The organism is Emticicia agri, from assembly GCF_004168285.1.
GTDB lineage: Bacteria > Bacteroidota > Bacteroidia > Cytophagales > Spirosomataceae > Emticicia > Emticicia agri.
Genome location: NZ_SEWF01000023.1, coordinates 25,188 through 41,288 on the forward strand (window position 1 = coordinate 25,188; position 16,101 = coordinate 41,288).

A 16,101-nucleotide genomic window follows, 5' to 3' on the forward strand; every position below is an offset into this window, starting at 1 on the left:
TAATGGTTGATTATAATAGTAATGGTTAGCAGTTTCTATTTTATACTGGCTGATTTATAAATAATCCATCTTTTGTAGAGACGCCATGCTGGCGTCTCCAAAGGTCTATGAATATAGTAAAAATATCTATTGCTTTTTCATTTTCTCAAATAGCATTTGTTGGATGGCATATACCCTTGAAGACGCCAGCATGGCGTCTCTACGAAAACGAAAAACAATTATTTTCCTGTCTTACGCACAAACATCTCATGGTTTTCGTTACCACCGGATTTCAGATAAGCAATTAAATCTCTCAATTCTTCCTCATTCAAGGCATTGATAAGACCAGGCAACATCACCGATACCGACGAATATTTACTCGAAACTACGTCTTTTTTTGCTAATTTCATCAGCATATCAGGCGCATAAGGGTTCTGTGAAACATAATAGGCATTGTTGTCTTCATTTGCCAGACGACCCACCACAGAATCCCCGTTTTTCAGGATAAACTGTGTAGCTGCATATTGGTCTGATACCGCCTTGCTTGGGTCAATAATGGCTTCTAAAATGTCTTTGGTTGAGAAACGCGTACCTAATTGTGTTAAGTCAGGGCCAACGTTACCGCCTTCTCCACGCACACTGTGGCAACGTCCGCAAGTGATGGCATTATACATATCTTTACCTTGCTGGAAATTACGGTTCGTTAAACCTTTTTCTACTGCCTCTACTGCCACATCTAATTTCCAGTTTTTGCCCGGTCCTTTCGGATAATTCTGTACCACTAAATCATTCCCTGATTTAGACATCAGGTCTGCACCTGATAGTTTTTCATAGTAGGCAGTTTTGTCCTTAGCGACATTAGCCAATGCTAATTTTCTGGCTCTGTCTATGAATCCGATATAGCTATTACCTCCACGGAAATTCAGCGCATTACGAAACCATTTGAAATATTTATCCTGCAATTGAGGTGTCCAACCTGTTTTGGCAGAACTTAATACAGTTGCAAAATATATTTGCTGTGCCGGTGGGATTTTCTCTAACATTTTTGCAATATCTAACCCATATTGAGGATTCCGCATAATTAAATCAGCTGAAGAGGTAGCCGTTTCTCCACCTGCTATGGCTCCTACAGGTGCTTTTTTATCTAATAAAGCTACTGTTTTGGATACAATGCCTGGTGCTTCTAAATAGACTAAAATTCGACTCAATAACTTGTTTATTTCATCATCAGTCGAAGGGAAAAGCGGATTTAAATAAGCAATCAGTTTAGGCTTTATTGTTGTAGATGGTTGACCCATTCTGCAAAATGTTAACTCAAAGGCACGTAACAAATCTATTTTTTGCGATACTGATAATGATGAGTAATTCACACTTAGTAAAGATTTCAACATATCCTCGCTCTGTTCGGCTTTTCCTTGACGAGCCAGACCAATCATTGCATTGATGATGGTAATCGGATCTTTTTCTGCTAATGCTTTTGCCTGCCATTCAGCTACTGGCTGATGCTCAATAGCCAACCTTGCCGCATAGCGCACAAGTCTGTCAGTATGTTTTAAATTTGGCCATGCTTTATCTACTGCCATTGCATTAGGTTCGCCATGAAAAGCTTCTAATTCTCTTCTCAATGTATTTTCTTTGGTAGGTGCAGTGGCTACTGATACATCGGTACTTTCAGACCCATTATAATAAACTCTGTATAAGTCTGAATCCAGTCTGCGTCCACCTGTCAGGAAATATAAAGCACCATCAGGGCCGATAGCGCCATCAGTTAATGGCAATGGCATGCCTGATAAAAACTCTTCTCTATCAGCGCTATAAGTTGAGCCGCTTGGTTTCAGATGTAAGGCATGAACAATTCCAAAGCTCCAATCGAACGCTAAAAGGGTATTCTTATACTTTGCCGGAAATTTAGCATCTTTTGTATACAATAAATTAGTAGGAGACCCCTGACCAATATTAATAATTGGGGGTAAATTATCGGGCAAAGTAGCCGACCATTTTCCAGAACCTGTTCTCCAGCCAAACTCACTTCCACTGGTAGCATGGCAAATTCGGGTAGGACGATACCAAGGCATACCGAAATCCCACTCCATATCAGCATCATATACAAATAAATCACCTACATCATTAAAAGCAATATCGAAAGCGTTTCTGTATCCGGCACTTATTAATTCCCAATGTTTACCTTCAGGGTCAATATTGGCTATCCAGCCACCCGGCTCTTTACGGTCGTTGGCATGCCCTCTCGGGTCTTTTATGAGTGGAAACAATTGGTCATATTGCCAGTTTGACGGAAGGCGATAAGCATCCATTTCAGGAGCATCGGTATGATTACCTGAAATTACATATAAAGATTGCTTATCAGGAGAAAGAATGATGCTGTGGGGACCGTGTTCTCCATCACCTTTCAATTCTTTCATTAAGGTCAGTTTGTCAAACTGGTCGTCTCCGTTGATATCCTGCAAACGATATAATCCACTTTTTCTTGGAAGTTTCTTGGTACCATAATTATTAACTACTACATATAGGCTATTAAAGGCATAAAGCAAACCATGTGCAGCCCCTAAGGCAACCGTATCATTCTGGATAGTTAATTTTTCTATTTTAGGCGTAGTGCCTTGTCCGATAGCAGGAATTGTCAGACGGTACAAGATACCGTACTGGTCTGAGGCAATCATACGACCCTTGTCGTCGAATGCCATAGATACCCACGAACCCTGCTCATTCTCTGATGGACTATAAAGATGCTCGGCCTTGAAACCGGGTTGTAGTTTTAATTTGGCTATTTTAGGGTTTTCGTCTGCCGTAGCCGGATTCTTTTTCAAACTTGTGTAAGAAGCCACAAACAGAAATATCCCGGTTACCACCACAAGGAGTTTCAGCGTATTTGGTTTAACGTTCATATTTTATATTTTAGGATTGAATTTCAGGTTTTTTATTTAACCACGGAGTAAACGGAGTTTTGCACTGAGTTACACGGTTCAAATAAAAATACTCTGTGTAACTCCGTTTACTCTGTGGTTATAAACATTTTGCAAGCATTATATATTCTGACAAATAACTATAACCCTAAGTCCTTTCTATTAAAAACACTTTCAGTTTGAGGGGCTTTGCCGGATAAAATAGCTAATACATTTTTTACGGTCGATACACACATATTTTTGTAAGTAGTGGCTGTAAGGCTGCCTACATGCGCTGTAATAATGGTTTTAGGATGATTTAATAAAGGCTCATCTTGCTCAGGTGGCTCAACTACCAATACATCAGCTCCGAAACCACCGATGGTACCATTATTCAAAGCTTCTACTAAAGCTTTCTGGTCTACCAATGCGCCTCTGGCTGTATTAATCAGAATGGCATGCGGCTTCATCATTGCCAATTCTTTTTCTCCAATCAGGTTTTTAGTGTCTTCAAATAAGGGTAAATGCAAAGTAATAATATCAGCTACTTGCAGTACTTCTTCTAAAGGCAAAGCCTGATAGTCAGATTGTACCGGAAATTTATCCCAATATACTACATTCATACTAAAAGCATCACCTAATTTGGCTACCCGCTTGCCTATATTTCCCATGCCTAACACACCAAGGGTTTTACCATGCAACTCATCACCTACAAACTGATTGCGCCACTCCCAGTTACCTGCTTTTACCTGCCTCGCTGACTCATACAAATTGCGTTGCAACATCAGCATCAGAGTAATCGCGTGTTCAGCAATGGTACTCGAATTGGACCCCGGAGCATTTACTACCTTTATTTTGCGTGCTGTTGCTTCTTTTATATCTACGTTATCAAGCCCTACGCCACAACGGGCAATTACCTGCAAATCAGGGCAAGCCTCCATCAGTTGTTTATTTCCTTGCCCTTTCCCTCGTGTAATGACACCATCAATCGAATTTTCTTGTAAGATGGTTGCTAAAGGCGTATCACCGTAGGCGGTAAAGATTTCTATTTCTCCTGCCGAAGCAGCATTATTCAATAATTCCATTGCTTCGTCGGCAACGGTTTCTAAGAGCAATACGTTTTTTTTCATGTTCTGTCGTGATACAAAGTCGCATCGGCTGATTTATATCCTCTGAAATCATTACGCCCGGAAACATAAATACCCGGCTTATACAATTCATCTTCAAAAATCTTCGGGTCTATTTCACTACCCGGAAGCGATGAAATCTCCACTAAATTTCCCGATGGGTCTCGCACAAACATCTGCATTGCACCATCTGGCAACTGGCGGATTTTACCCCACGGCAGAATATCAATTACACCCAATTCTTTCATCCGATAGAAAATGGTATTAAAATCATCTACCTGCACACATACATGCCCTCTGAATGAATAAGTATCGTCCCACTCGGTTAAATGTAATTGTTGTTCTTCGTTAAATTTAAAGAAGGCAGTAGGGTAGTCAAACAAAAAAGCCGGAAGAGGTTCTAAACCGAGCTCTTTTTCGTAAAATTCGCAAGCCTTTTCCAGATTGCTTACTACCAGCGCCACGTGGTTTATTTTTACTGCTTTTGCCATAGTTTTATAGGTTATTTCTATTAGCCATCATGTACACAAAATACACGGGGATGCCCAGTCAATGTTGCACATTCAGGTTTTTCAAATATATTCTTAAATCGTCTGTTTAAACTCTTTTACAAAATCCCAGTTAGGAGTTAAGCCCAATCCCGGTGCAGTTGGTGCTTCTATCATGCCATCAACAGCCTGTATTTTTTCCTGCACCAAATCATACATCATCGGGTTGCCGCCTAATGAAAACTCGATGATTGTAGCCGCAGGGGCGGCAAAGGCTACATTGACACCTGCCATAAATGAAAATGCCGAACCCCAACAATGCGGGGCTAATTCTAACTGATAGGCATGCGCCAGATGCGCTACACGCATGGCTTCTGTAATACCACCAATAATGGCCGAGTCAGGCTGAACGACATCTAATGCCCGTACTTCTATTAAATCACGCACATCAAATGCGGTATATTCGCTTTCCCCGGCTGCAATCGGAATGGCCGTAGAGGCTTTTACTTCGGCTGTTCCATGACGGTTATCAGGGCTGATAGGTTCTTCAAACCAATATAAATTACAATCTTCTACACCTCTGCAAAACTGCTTTGCCTCCGGTACGCTGAAAGTGCCATGTGCATCAGTCATCAGCTTAATGTTTTCGCCTAAAGCTTCTCTGGCGGCTCTTACACGCCTGATACTCTCCTGCACACTTTCGTCCATTACGCCCACACGCATTTTTACACCCTGAAAACCTTTAGAAACATACCCTAATAATTGCTCGCCGATTTTATCGGTTCCGGCCCATCCACCACTGGCATAAGCAGGCATTTTTTCTCTACAAGCCCCACCTAACAATTGTACTACAGGTACACCCAAAGCCTTTCCTTTTAAATCCCAGAGTGCTGTATCTACTCCACTCATGGCCGATATGGTCAGCCCTCTTCTGCCTAATATCGGAAACTTACGGCCTCTTTTTAAAGCATAGTGGTCACGGGTTCCATTATAAATATGTTCCCAGATACGGGTAATATGATGGGCATCTTTCCCTACTAATAAAGGTTTTATCTCCTTCTCAACACAGGTAACAATAGAGGCACAAACCCCAGAAGAACCTACGGCTGCTTTTGCTTCTCCAAATCCCTGCAAACCTGTATCAGTAGTAACGACCACGAGTGTCATATCAAAGTCTGTCAACAGACCATAATCTGAGAAGTGTTGTTTTTCTTTAGGGATAGGGCAGCGGAGCCAGAAGGCTTCTACATTAGTAATTTTCATTTATAAGAGATTAAATAGGTAATTAGGTAGTATTAACTACCAGTTGTTGAATTTTTTAAACGAATAGGCGAACTGGAAGCGACCGTCGCTCGGTTCGCCCCACAAGTTAGATAAGCAGTCTTAGTGTTTCGATAGATTTTTTGGTAAGCATGGCATAAAATTCTTCTGTAACAGAAGAACTGCCGTGGTCTTCTAAGAATTTCTTTTGTTCAGGACTTAATCCTTCCGGATTCAGGTCTATTGAATTTGGATAAGGATTGGCAGGAGTTCTATCTAAAGGAGGGCAGAATTCTACCGATAATACCTGGTCGTAATTAATTTCACGAAGCGTTTCAATGATTTTAGGCCAGTTGATAGTACCCATGCCCGGAGCCATACGGTTGCTGTCGGCCACATGAAAACCTACCAGACGCCCTTTGGCACGACGGATAGCATCGTAGGTATTGTCTTCTTCAATATTCATGTGGAAAGTATCCAGGCAAACGCCACATTTAGGGCCAACGGCTTCGGCCAGTGCTAAAGCCTGGTCGCCTCTGTTAATAAAATACGTTTCAAAACGGTTGATTGGCTCAATGCCTATTAAGATACCCACACTTTCGGCATATTCATAGATTTGCTTCATACCCTCAATAGCCCATTCCCATTCTTCGTCCGGACGCCCGTCCGGAATGATTTTTCCTACAGTTCCAGGCACTACCGACACCATCTGGCCGTCGAGTTCCTTTACCATAGTTACTACATCTTTGATGTATTGTACTGATTTTGCTCTTTGGGTTTTGTCTTTGGCAAGCAGGTTCCTGTCTTCCAGCATCAGGGTTACCGAGCCCCAACAGGTTAATCCGTGGTCTTTGAGTAGCTTACTTACTTTTTTTGTATCATACAATTCAGGGCTTCCCTGAATCTCCAGTTTGTCATATCCAAGTCCGGCAATTCGTTTAATAGTAGTCTCTACGGACTCTGCCCGCATCCAGTTGTGAATAGAAATTTCCATTTATAAAGGTTATATGAGTTGAATATATGCGTGAGCATCAGGGTAAATGCTTCAAGGCAAAAATAATAGTAATTGTTTAGTATTTTGATTTTTAAAAGATATTATTTGTTTCTTTTAATTCGATGGAAATAACAGGATATATTATTATTAATACTGTGTTAAATCGATTTAGTACGTCTTCAATAAGGATTTTTTTGGAGTAAGATGATTGAAGGGGAAATAAGAGAAGAAAGCAAAAGATTAAGAGTAGAAGTGTTATTGGGAGATAATAGACTCATTGATTATTTCATGAATCCTTTTTCTGATTCTTAAAGTATTGATTTTGTTGTTGGTAGAAATCGGATACACTCTGTTGGAAAGAAAAATAAAAATCAATTCACGGTCAGGATCAACCCAGACTACGGTTCCGGTAAAACCTGAGTGTCCGTAAGCATTGTCAGAAGCGGTTGAACCTACTATGGGGCTATCGCTTGAACTTGGTTTATCCCAGCCTAAACCTCTGTGGCTTTTCTGGGTATAGTTTTTAGCAAAGTGCCTGACTGTTTCGGGGAATAAAAAATTTCTTCCTCCATAAAAGCCATTCTGCAGATTCATCTGAAACAATTTCACTAAATCGGTGGCATTACTGAATAATCCGGCGTGGCCTGATACTCCCCCCAGTAAAGCAGCATTGGGGTCGTGTACGGTTCCCTGTATTTGGGAGGCTCTGAAAATTGCTTCGTTTTCGGTAGGGGCAATGTTGTTTTTAGGAAATCTTTGTAGTGGGTTGAATAAAGTAGCAGACATACCCAAAGGTTCGTAGAGATTTTGCTCTAAAAACTCATCTAAAGGCTGATTCGTGATGCGTTCTACTAATTTTTGCAGAATCATCAGTCCTAAATCACTGTAAGTGTACCTGTATCCACCTACTTTATCATAAATATTCAATAACTTCGACTGAATCACCCAACGCCATACTGAATCTCTGATACTTGGTTTGACATAGAGATTGGTAGCTACCTGTAAATTAGGCGGCATCTGAAGGCTATCGTAAGTAAAACTATAATAATCGGTTCGTAATGTATTCCCCGTTCTGGTTTTCTCCCAGAATGGTACAAAAGCTACTAATCCTGCCTGATGCAGGAGTATATCCGAAATGAGCATATTCTCCTTGGTGGAGCCTTTCATTTCGGGCAGGTAAGTAGCTATTTTCTCATTCATATCTATTTCCCCTCTTTCGTTCAGCATCATTACGCTTTGCAAGGTTGCTGAAACTTTGGTCATAGAAGCAATATCATATAGGGTCTGACTATTTACAGGCTCATAAAGACCATAACGAAGCGTACCGAAATTGCGATTATATACCACTTTACCCTGACGTGCCACTAAAACCTGACAACCCGGAAAAGCCCTGTTATCGATACCCTGCTGAACTACCTGCTCAATTTCATCTAATTTACGGCTATCCATGCCTACGCTTTCGGCATTACCAAAAGATACCCTACCCAATTTAGGTGTCAGTATGCCATTGCCTACTTTCAAATCGTTAGCTACTGATACTGGTAAACGGCCTTTGGCGGGTAAAGCACCGAATAATATCTGAGGCACTACTCTGTGCGAGATAGGGTCGTCTTCGTATCCACATACCAGATTACGGGACGAACCATACAGTTTTAAACCATACGGATTCCCAAAGGCACATACTACTACATAAGTCCGCTGGCTTAGCTGATTAATGAAATCAACCGTAGCAGGCGATACGCCATAGTTTCGTTCACCTTTGCTATTCATGCCATGTACGCTTACTACTACCACTTTGTATTTAGCGGCTTCGTCTAATACCCACGCCACATCTTTATCTGAACTGGGCTTAAATGGTACTGTGAAGTGTTTAAAGCTGGCATACTGACTCAGGGTTTTCTGAAAATCATTTTCGTATTCTCCGCTGATAGATACCGAAGCAAAAGTAGTGGTATCTAAATGGGTAAAAGGCAATAGATTATCCTGATTGCGAACAATGGTAACTGCTTGTTCAAATAATTCAGCCTTGAGGTCAAGCGATTTTTTACCGTTTAAATCACTGCCCAATCCTGCTATTTCAACAGGTTTATATTTACTTAAACCTGCCCAGTATTTGGCTTTCAGTATCTTTTTTACCCGTGCGTTCAGAATCTCCGGTGTAATCTGTCCTGTCTCTGCTGCCTGTTTGATTCTTTTAAATGCAGCCGGCAAATTACCTGTTTGTAACAATATATCGTTCCCTGCCAAAAATGCCAGCAATTCAGGTTCACCTGGTTGTAAGCCCTGGGTAATCCCTCGCATATTTAAGGCATCGGTTACCATCAGGCCCTTAAAACCCATCTGGTTTTTAATCATTTCTGTGACAATCTTTTCAGAGATAGAAGTGGGCGTAGTACCACGAGGCTCTAACGCAGGTACAAATAAATGCCCTGTCATAACAGAGGCCACACTATCGGCAATGAGACGACGGAATGGGTACAGTTCAACCTCGTTTAATCGTTGCAAGGTATGGTTTACTACCGGAAGCGTGTGGTGTGAATCCTGGTCGGTATCTCCATGACCGGGAAAATGCTTGGCACTGCCTAAAACATTGTGTTTTTTCATGCCTCTCACATAAGCCAATCCTTTTTCTGCCACATTTACCTGCGACTCGCCAAATGAACGATAATTGATAATCGGATTATCGGGATTGGTATTGACATCAATAGAGGGGGCAAAGTTGATATGAATGCCTAACCGCTTGCATTGACGGCCGATTTCCTGACCGAATTTTTCGACATAGCTATTATCCTGAATGGCACCTAAAGTAATTTGTTTCGGGAAATCCATGGCACTATCGAGCCGCATACCTAAGCCCCATTCGGCATCAATCCCAATCATTAAGGGAATACGGGAAATCTGCTGATAGCGGTTGGTAAGTTTAGCCTGACGATGCGGCCCACCCTGAAAGAAAATAAGACCACCCAGATGATACGTAGCAATATTGTTTTCAACCTGTTGGTAATATTTTTCGGTACGGTTAGAGAAAGTAGCCACCATAAATAACTGGCCTACTTTTTCGTCCAGAGACATAGTGGCAAGCAGGCTGTCTGCCCACTTTTCCTGTTGAGTCTGGTAATCTAAAGGTTTAGGGGATAGAATAAATGAACTGAAAACTGTTAATAAGCTTAAAGCAAAAGCCCCCGTAAAAATAATCTTCCTAACAAGCACGATTCCTGAAATTTAAAACATTAACGCCGAATAGAGGCTTTTATTTTTGACTTGCATAGGCGGACTTAAGTCCGCTTACAATACTAAAACAGTCCTTTGTTATTTTAGCCACCGACCGCAACGGCGGACCGTTTTAGTCGGTGAGCAAACAAGTTCTAAAGTAAAGATATTACTAGAATTGAAATACTACTATTCGTATAGAATTGTTTTAATTTTTTTTTAATCCATTTCTACAACTACCCCGGCTGTGAGTGGGTGTGCAACACAGGTAAGAATATAACCTTGTGCAATTTCTTTATCGGTCAATCCTTCTTCTTCATCCATTTTTACTTTCCCTTCTGTACACTTGCCCATACAGGCGGTACACATACCTGCCTGGCATGAATAGGGTAGGTCTATGTCTAAATCCAGTGCCGCTTCTAAGATGCTTTGGTGAGGTTTTACTTCAAATTCAAATTCATCGCCATCATAAATAACCTTTACCATCTGGGTTTTAAGCGAATTATCGGTTTCTTCTACATGAATTTCGTCAAGCATCGGGGCATGGAAATTCTCCCGATGAATCTGGCTTTTATCAACCTCATAGATATTCAGCCCTTTAATCACATCTTCCATCATGCCTTCAGGCCCGCATAAATAAAAATGGTCTTTAGCAAAATCAGTATAAGAATCTTTCATGAAGCGGATGCTGATACCCTGACTGATACGCCCTACCTGTCCTACCCAGTAATCAGAAGGTCTTGAAATGATATGATGCACTTTCAGGCGCTCACGGTATTTATATTCTAATTCTTCAATCTTATCTTTAAAAATGATGCTCCCCTCTGAACGGTTCCCGTAAATCAGCGTAATTCTTGATTCGGGTTCCATTTTCAGTACTGACTTTATGATCGACATCATAGGGGTTATTCCACTTCCGGCAGCGAAAAGAACCAAATGACGTGATTTTTCAGCATCAGGTTCCACAAAGAAATTACCCAACGGTTCAACAATTTCCAGAAAATCACCTACTTGTACTCTGTCATTCAGATAGTTAGAAACCAGTCCACCCAATACACGTTTTACGGTAATACCAAGCGCTGTATCTGTATGTGGTGAGGTGGACATAGAATAACTTCTACGTACCTTTTTGCCATCAATAGGTACTATTACTGTAATAAACTGCCCTGCTTTATATTTTATCTGCTCACTCAGTGGGTGCCAGAAATAAATCGTTACACAATCCGGAGTTTCAACAACAACTTCTTTTACCTGAAGAAAATATGTTTTTAATGCCATGTTGGTTTATTGAGTGAATGAGTGATTTGGTGATTTAGTGATTAAATCTGGTAGTTTATCAATCACTCAATCGCTCATTCACTCAATCACTAAATTCTCTAATTTTCTATAATTAATTTTTTGATTACTTCCTGTTTTGCAGAATTTACCTTTATCAGATACTGTCCCCGGGCAAAATAACGGATATCTACTACCTCTTGCTGATAACCGCCAGTAGCTTTGATTTTCCGTTCACCTACCACTGCCCCTTTCATATCAATTAATGAAATATTAACCTGATTATTTGCCTGTGCATAGAACTCTACTATCACTTCATGACTTGTCGGGTTTGGGAATGTACGGATATTGATTTCTTTCTCCAGTCCTAAAATAGTATTAATCGTTACTGCCGTTTCGGCTTTAGCTGTACAATTATTATTATCTGTAACAGTTACAGTATAAGTACCTCCCATTGCCGGAGTAGCGTTCACAATTGTAGGATTTTGTTCAGTCGATACAAAATTGGCAGGCCCTGTCCATGCATATTTTACTCCCCCGGTACTGCTTAATTTGATAGATTCCCCTGTATTAAACGGCCCTGAATTACTGGCAGTTGCAGTTGCTTTATTTACCTGTAGCGAAACTTCATTTGACGCTACACTATTTTTACAGCCCGGAATACTACAGGCAGCCGTAAAGGTAGAGGTATTCTCTAAAGTGATAGAAATAGAGGTACCTTCCTGATTGTTTGACCATTTAATAGTTCCACCCTCACAGCCTGAGCCTGTCAGTTTAAATGTTTCGCCAAGACAAGCCGACATTTTATCAGCAGTAATAATAGGTGCTCCTACTTCATTGATAACTATCTCTATTACATTGCTACTTTCTATGACAGGCAATGTAGAAACTACTTTTAATTTATAAGTTCCTTTTTCTAAGTCCTGTAGAGTCTTTACATTAATTGTTTTTCTGGTATCCAGCCCGATTTCGGTAGCATTAGCAAAACTGCCGTTTTTGTCTGAGATTAATACCTTGAAATTGTTTTGTAAACTGAAAGCAGGACCATGCGTAACCACTGAAACCGAGAAAGTTTCTCCTGCACAGAATGTATTCGCTGTCAATGGCGCTATCTCAATAGTTGGCGACTCTTCAAACCCAAAACGCCCGGTTTCCGAAATATAATTGGTATATAAATCAACGGTATACCCTATGCCATCTGACTCTTCTTTGTTGGCTCCCCAGAATACAATCACACCTCCCTTTGGATAAGGTATAACACGAGGGCCACTATAATAGGTAAAATCTTTAAAGGCTATGCCATCAACCCCAAACCTTGCCGAACCATTGTTATCAAAATGTTGTACTGTGAGGTCATATCCGATTGTTTTTGGAGTAAGCCATAGGGTATAGGCACCATCTTTGCCGTCAGGCTCCAGTTTATTAGGCAATATATAAGGTTTGTCAGAGCGAGGAGTAAAAACATCGTTTTGCCAGAGTACCCCTCCGGTAGCTGTTATTTTAGCTATTTTAAAAGGTTGTTGAGGGTTAGCTGTTTCAACCCAGGTAGCAACCCCTCCGCCATCGCTGGTAGGTACAATCTGTATATCAAAGGTATAATCTGAACCCATCTTTACTCCATTAGTACCCCAGAGAGGTTTACCTTCTGTATCTACTTTATGTGCAAAAACCATTTTTCTGCCATCATCTATTGATAATGTTCTTCCGATTACTGCATTTCCCTGATTATCTACTTTAAATAAATCGATACGGGAATTACCGCTGACAGGATTCTGATACACCGGAATCGGATTAGGTATCAATGGTTGATTGGTAGCATCAAATGTCTGGAATACATAATCAGACTGATTGTGTTTCATCAAGGCCAGAAATCTGCTATTTTTGGCATCATAAATTACCTTATCTTCTATTCTGTTGTTTTCAAACAGTTTCTTTTCGGCTTCTATTGTTTTACCATCAAAGTCGAGTTTCTTGGTATAAACTGTATTGGTTCCTGTATTTCCAACAAACTGGTTAAATATAAGCAGTAGCTGGTTGTTACTTACTATTATATCAAATACATCGTCATAGGGTTCAAATGTCCACAACTCACGGTCGGTTACTTTTATACCACCCTGAGCCCACAAAGTTTTTCCATCTTTATCAATGTGTTGTGCATAAAACTGGCGGTGCCCCCGGTTGTTTACATCCGGTAATAGATGCCACCCGATAAATGCACCCCCCTGCCCGTCAGGTCTGATTACCCGCTGGCTATACAATACATCATAAGCATTTAATACATTTCCTATACGCACGCCGTCTTTTTGCCATTGCGCTACCCCTCTGCTATCTAATTTCTGTACGTAGAGTTCTATCACTCCTGTGCGGTAGTCAGACCATACATAATAACTGTTGGCATCATCGTCTGTGGCATATAACTGTGCCGACTGAAAATTGATAGCGCTACTTATCGGTAGGGGAGTCTGGTCATTCAGTTTCCATTGCGCCATAGCTGGCTTTAAGAATACCACAAAAATGGCAAGGCTAAGAAGTTGTTTTAATTTCATTGCTGTTTATGGGGGAGTTATCACATGACTCTAAAATCTCACAAAATTAGCTTCTTCTTATCAGAAGAACTAATTTTCAATGATTTAGCACAAAATAAAATACAAACTATTGCTTTTTTATCAGGAAATGTCTAATTTTGCAGCCCCAAAATACCACCCTCGTAGCGTAGCCCGTTAGTTCGGGGGGACTGTTAATTTTGAGAAGTGACTGTTTCCGGAGTTGCTATGTGTTGTTTCAACACCTCGAAAATTTACGAAAAAAAGTCATTGTGTTTGGTCAGAGCTATTGGGGGCCATGATTAAAACACGTATGACGAGCGCTTTTTTCAAACACATTTAAAATTAAAATTGTGAAACATTTAAGTTACAAAACGATTTCTGCCAATAGCGGAACCGTGAATAAAGAATGGGTGGTTATTGATGCTACCGACAAAATTTTAGGTCGTTTGTGCAGCCAGATTGCGAATATCATTCGTGGTAAAAACAAAACAAACTATACTCCTCATGTAGACTGTGGTGATAACGTAATTGTTATCAACGCTGAGAAAGTTCGTCTGACAGGAAAGAAAATGACTGATAAAGTTTATACACGCCATACAGGCCACCCAGGTGGACAACGTTTTGCTACTCCTCGTGAGTTAATGGCAAAAGATGGTCGTCGTGTAGTAGAATATGCCGTAAAAGGTATGTTACCGAAAGGCCGTTTAGGTCGTCGTCTTTACACGAATCTATATGTGTACGAAGGACCAAATCACCCACATGCAGCGCAATCGCCAAAAACAGTTGAGGTGCAATTCTAACGGGTAATCATTTTTATTTTTTAAGAAAATTTTCAAAAATCCTATATAATAATGCAAGTTATCAACGCAGTAGGTAGAAGAAAAACAGCCGTTGCCCGTATCTATATGAAACAGGGAAATGGAGCAGTTACTGTGAATGGTCGTGAATTAAAGGAGTATTTCCCTTCTGAAATTCTACAAATCGTATTAAACCAACCATTTACTGCGGTAAATGCTACTGGTCAGTACGATCTTAAAGTAAATGTACAAGGTGGCGGTATTGCCGGACAAGCAGAAGCAGTGCGTATGGCAATTGCCCGTGCTTTATGCGAAGCAAATACCGAGAATCGTCCTGCATTGAAAAAAGAAGGTTTCTTAACTCGTGACTCTCGTATGGTTGAGCGTAAAAAATACGGTCGCCGTAAAGCTCGTAAGAGATTCCAATTCTCGAAACGTTAATATTTTTTACGAATTACATATGGTTGTTACGTCTGTATGGCGTCGGCTATATGTAATTCGTAAATTGTTTTTTGTCCAGACAGCACTTACAGTGATGCCGACGTGCTGTGCTGCGTATTTTAATTTTTTCAAACACTTTTTTCATTTTTACCAAAAATGGCACAATTACAGTACAAAGACCTTTTAGATGCAGGTGTACACTTTGGTCACCTTACCCGCAAATGGGATCCGAAAATGGCTCCATATATTTTCATGGAGAAAAACGGTATCCACATTATCGACCTTAACAAAACTTTAGCTTGTATTGACGAAGCGCAACAAGTAGTAAAAGGTATTGTTCGTTCTGGTCGTAAAATCATGTTTGTTGCTACCAAAAAACAAGCACAGGAAATTGTAGCAGAAGAAGCAAAACGCTTGAAGATGCCTTTCGTAACTGAGCGTTGGTTAGGTGGTATGTTGACAAACTTTGCAACTATCAAGAAATCTTTGAAAAAATTGCAGAATATTGAGCGCATGTTGAAAGATGAAGCAACAGCGGGCAATATGGCGAAACGTGAGCGCTTAATGCTTGATCGTGATCGTATCAAATTAGAAAGACTATTGGGTGGTGTTGCTGATTTATCAAGACTTCCGGCTGCTTTGTTTGTAGTTGACGTAAAACGTGAACACCTGGCAGTAGCAGAAGCTCACCGTTTGGGTATTCCGGTAATTGCTATGTGCGATACTAACTCAAATCCTGAATCAGTTGAGTATCCTATCCCGGCTAATGATGATGCTTACAAATCAGTTGCTTTAGTAACCCTTGCATTAGGTAAAGCGATTGAAGAAGGTATCATGGAGCGTAAAATGGATAAAGATAACGCTGCGCTTCAGGAAGAAGAAGATGCTAAACGTGCAGTAGATGAAGTAGCTCCTAAAGCTGCAGTAGTTGCTGATGAAACACCAGTTCTACCTATTAATGAGGAAGCTCCGGTTGCTGACGCAGTAGCAGATGAAGAAACAGAAGCATAATTTGCTTGCATTGATATTGAAAACGGTCTGTAGTCTCTGATTACAGGCCGTTTTGTTTTATAGCAACTTTTCA

11 protein-coding genes are annotated in these 16,101 nt (G+C 40.6%); 3 read left to right on the top strand and 8 right to left on the bottom strand.

Going from position 1 to position 16,101, the window contains the following annotated elements; translation table 11 throughout:
• Window positions 1–218: 218 nt before the first annotated feature.
• The 8 genes from EWM59_RS15830 to EWM59_RS15865 all read right to left on the bottom strand — a co-directional run bounded on the left by EWM59_RS15830 (window position 219) and on the right by EWM59_RS15865 (window position 13,779).
• A complete protein-coding gene (locus tag EWM59_RS15830) occupies window positions 219–2,882 on the bottom strand; it encodes a c-type cytochrome (protein WP_130022206.1) in 2,664 nt (887 codons plus the stop codon).
• Between the two features lie 158 nt (window positions 2,883–3,040).
• Window positions 3,041–4,009 carry a 2-hydroxyacid dehydrogenase gene (locus EWM59_RS15835; protein WP_130022207.1) on the bottom strand — a complete coding sequence of 323 codons (969 nt, stop codon included), beginning with the start codon at window positions 4,007–4,009 and terminating at the stop codon, window positions 3,041–3,043.
• Complete coding sequence (locus EWM59_RS15840; RefSeq protein ID WP_130022208.1) at window positions 4,006–4,497, bottom strand: VOC family protein; 492 nt, start codon at window positions 4,495–4,497, stop codon at window positions 4,006–4,008. Before EWM59_RS15840 ends, EWM59_RS15835 begins: the two co-directional genes overlap by 4 nt.
• A 93-nt stretch (window positions 4,498–4,590) precedes the next feature.
• A complete protein-coding gene (locus EWM59_RS15845; protein WP_130022209.1) occupies window positions 4,591–5,757 on the bottom strand; it encodes a mandelate racemase/muconate lactonizing enzyme family protein in 1,167 nt (388 codons plus the stop codon).
• A 106-nt stretch (window positions 5,758–5,863) separates the two neighbouring features.
• Window positions 5,864–6,748, bottom strand: coding sequence for a sugar phosphate isomerase/epimerase family protein (locus tag EWM59_RS15850; protein WP_130022210.1), 885 nt, complete (start codon window positions 6,746–6,748; stop codon window positions 5,864–5,866).
• Window positions 6,749–7,003: 255 nt separating this feature from the next.
• Entirely contained in the window at window positions 7,004–9,958 is a 2,955-nt protein-coding gene (locus tag EWM59_RS15855) for a serine hydrolase domain-containing protein (RefSeq protein WP_229239373.1), read from the bottom strand.
• Between the two features lie 219 nt (window positions 9,959–10,177).
• The gene (locus EWM59_RS15860; RefSeq protein ID WP_130022211.1) at window positions 10,178–11,236 is read right to left on the bottom strand and encodes a ferredoxin--NADP reductase; all 1,059 of its coding nucleotides are present in this window, start codon (window positions 11,234–11,236) and stop codon (window positions 10,178–10,180) included.
• 98 nt (window positions 11,237–11,334) lie between these two features.
• Complete coding sequence (locus EWM59_RS15865; RefSeq protein ID WP_130022212.1) at window positions 11,335–13,779, bottom strand: T9SS type A sorting domain-containing protein; 2,445 nt, start codon at window positions 13,777–13,779, stop codon at window positions 11,335–11,337.
• Between the two features lie 350 nt (window positions 13,780–14,129).
• Between EWM59_RS15865 and rplM the strand changes: the two genes are divergently transcribed.
• From rplM to rpsB, 3 genes are all read left to right on the top strand, one after another.
• Window positions 14,130–14,579, top strand: coding sequence for a 50S ribosomal protein L13 (gene rplM, locus EWM59_RS15870; protein ID WP_130022213.1), 450 nt, complete (start codon window positions 14,130–14,132; stop codon window positions 14,577–14,579).
• A gap of 51 nt (window positions 14,580–14,630) precedes the next feature.
• Window positions 14,631–15,017, top strand: coding sequence for a 30S ribosomal protein S9 (gene rpsI, locus EWM59_RS15875; protein WP_101724513.1), 387 nt, complete (start codon window positions 14,631–14,633; stop codon window positions 15,015–15,017).
• A gap of 156 nt (window positions 15,018–15,173) precedes the next feature.
• Window positions 15,174–16,028, top strand: coding sequence for a 30S ribosomal protein S2 (gene rpsB / locus EWM59_RS15880; RefSeq protein ID WP_130022214.1), 855 nt, complete (start codon window positions 15,174–15,176; stop codon window positions 16,026–16,028).
• The last annotated feature ends 73 nt before the right edge of the window (window positions 16,029–16,101 follow it).

Excerpts from the sequence above, each read along its gene's own strand:
- EWM59_RS15850 (WP_130022210.1), bottom strand. The coding sequence starts at position 6,748 with ATGGAAATTTCTATTCACAACTGGATGCGGGCAGAGTCCGTAGAGACT.
- EWM59_RS15845 (WP_130022209.1), bottom strand. The coding sequence starts at position 5,757 with ATGAAAATTACTAATGTAGAAGCCTTCTGGCTCCGCTGCCCTATCCCT.
- EWM59_RS15835 (WP_130022207.1), bottom strand. The coding sequence starts at position 4,009 with ATGAAAAAAAACGTATTGCTCTTAGAAACCGTTGCCGACGAAGCAATG.
- rpsB (WP_130022214.1), top strand. The coding sequence starts at position 15,174 with ATGGCACAATTACAGTACAAAGACCTTTTAGATGCAGGTGTACACTTT.
- rpsI (WP_101724513.1), top strand. The coding sequence starts at position 14,631 with ATGCAAGTTATCAACGCAGTAGGTAGAAGAAAAACAGCCGTTGCCCGT.
- EWM59_RS15840 (WP_130022208.1), bottom strand. The coding sequence starts at position 4,497 with ATGGCAAAAGCAGTAAAAATAAACCACGTGGCGCTGGTAGTAAGCAAT.
- EWM59_RS15830 (WP_130022206.1), bottom strand. The coding sequence starts at position 2,882 with ATGAACGTTAAACCAAATACGCTGAAACTCCTTGTGGTGGTAACCGGG.
- EWM59_RS15860 (WP_130022211.1), bottom strand. The coding sequence starts at position 11,236 with ATGGCATTAAAAACATATTTTCTTCAGGTAAAAGAAGTTGTTGTTGAA.
- EWM59_RS15865 (WP_130022212.1), bottom strand. The coding sequence starts at position 13,779 with ATGAAATTAAAACAACTTCTTAGCCTTGCCATTTTTGTGGTATTCTTA.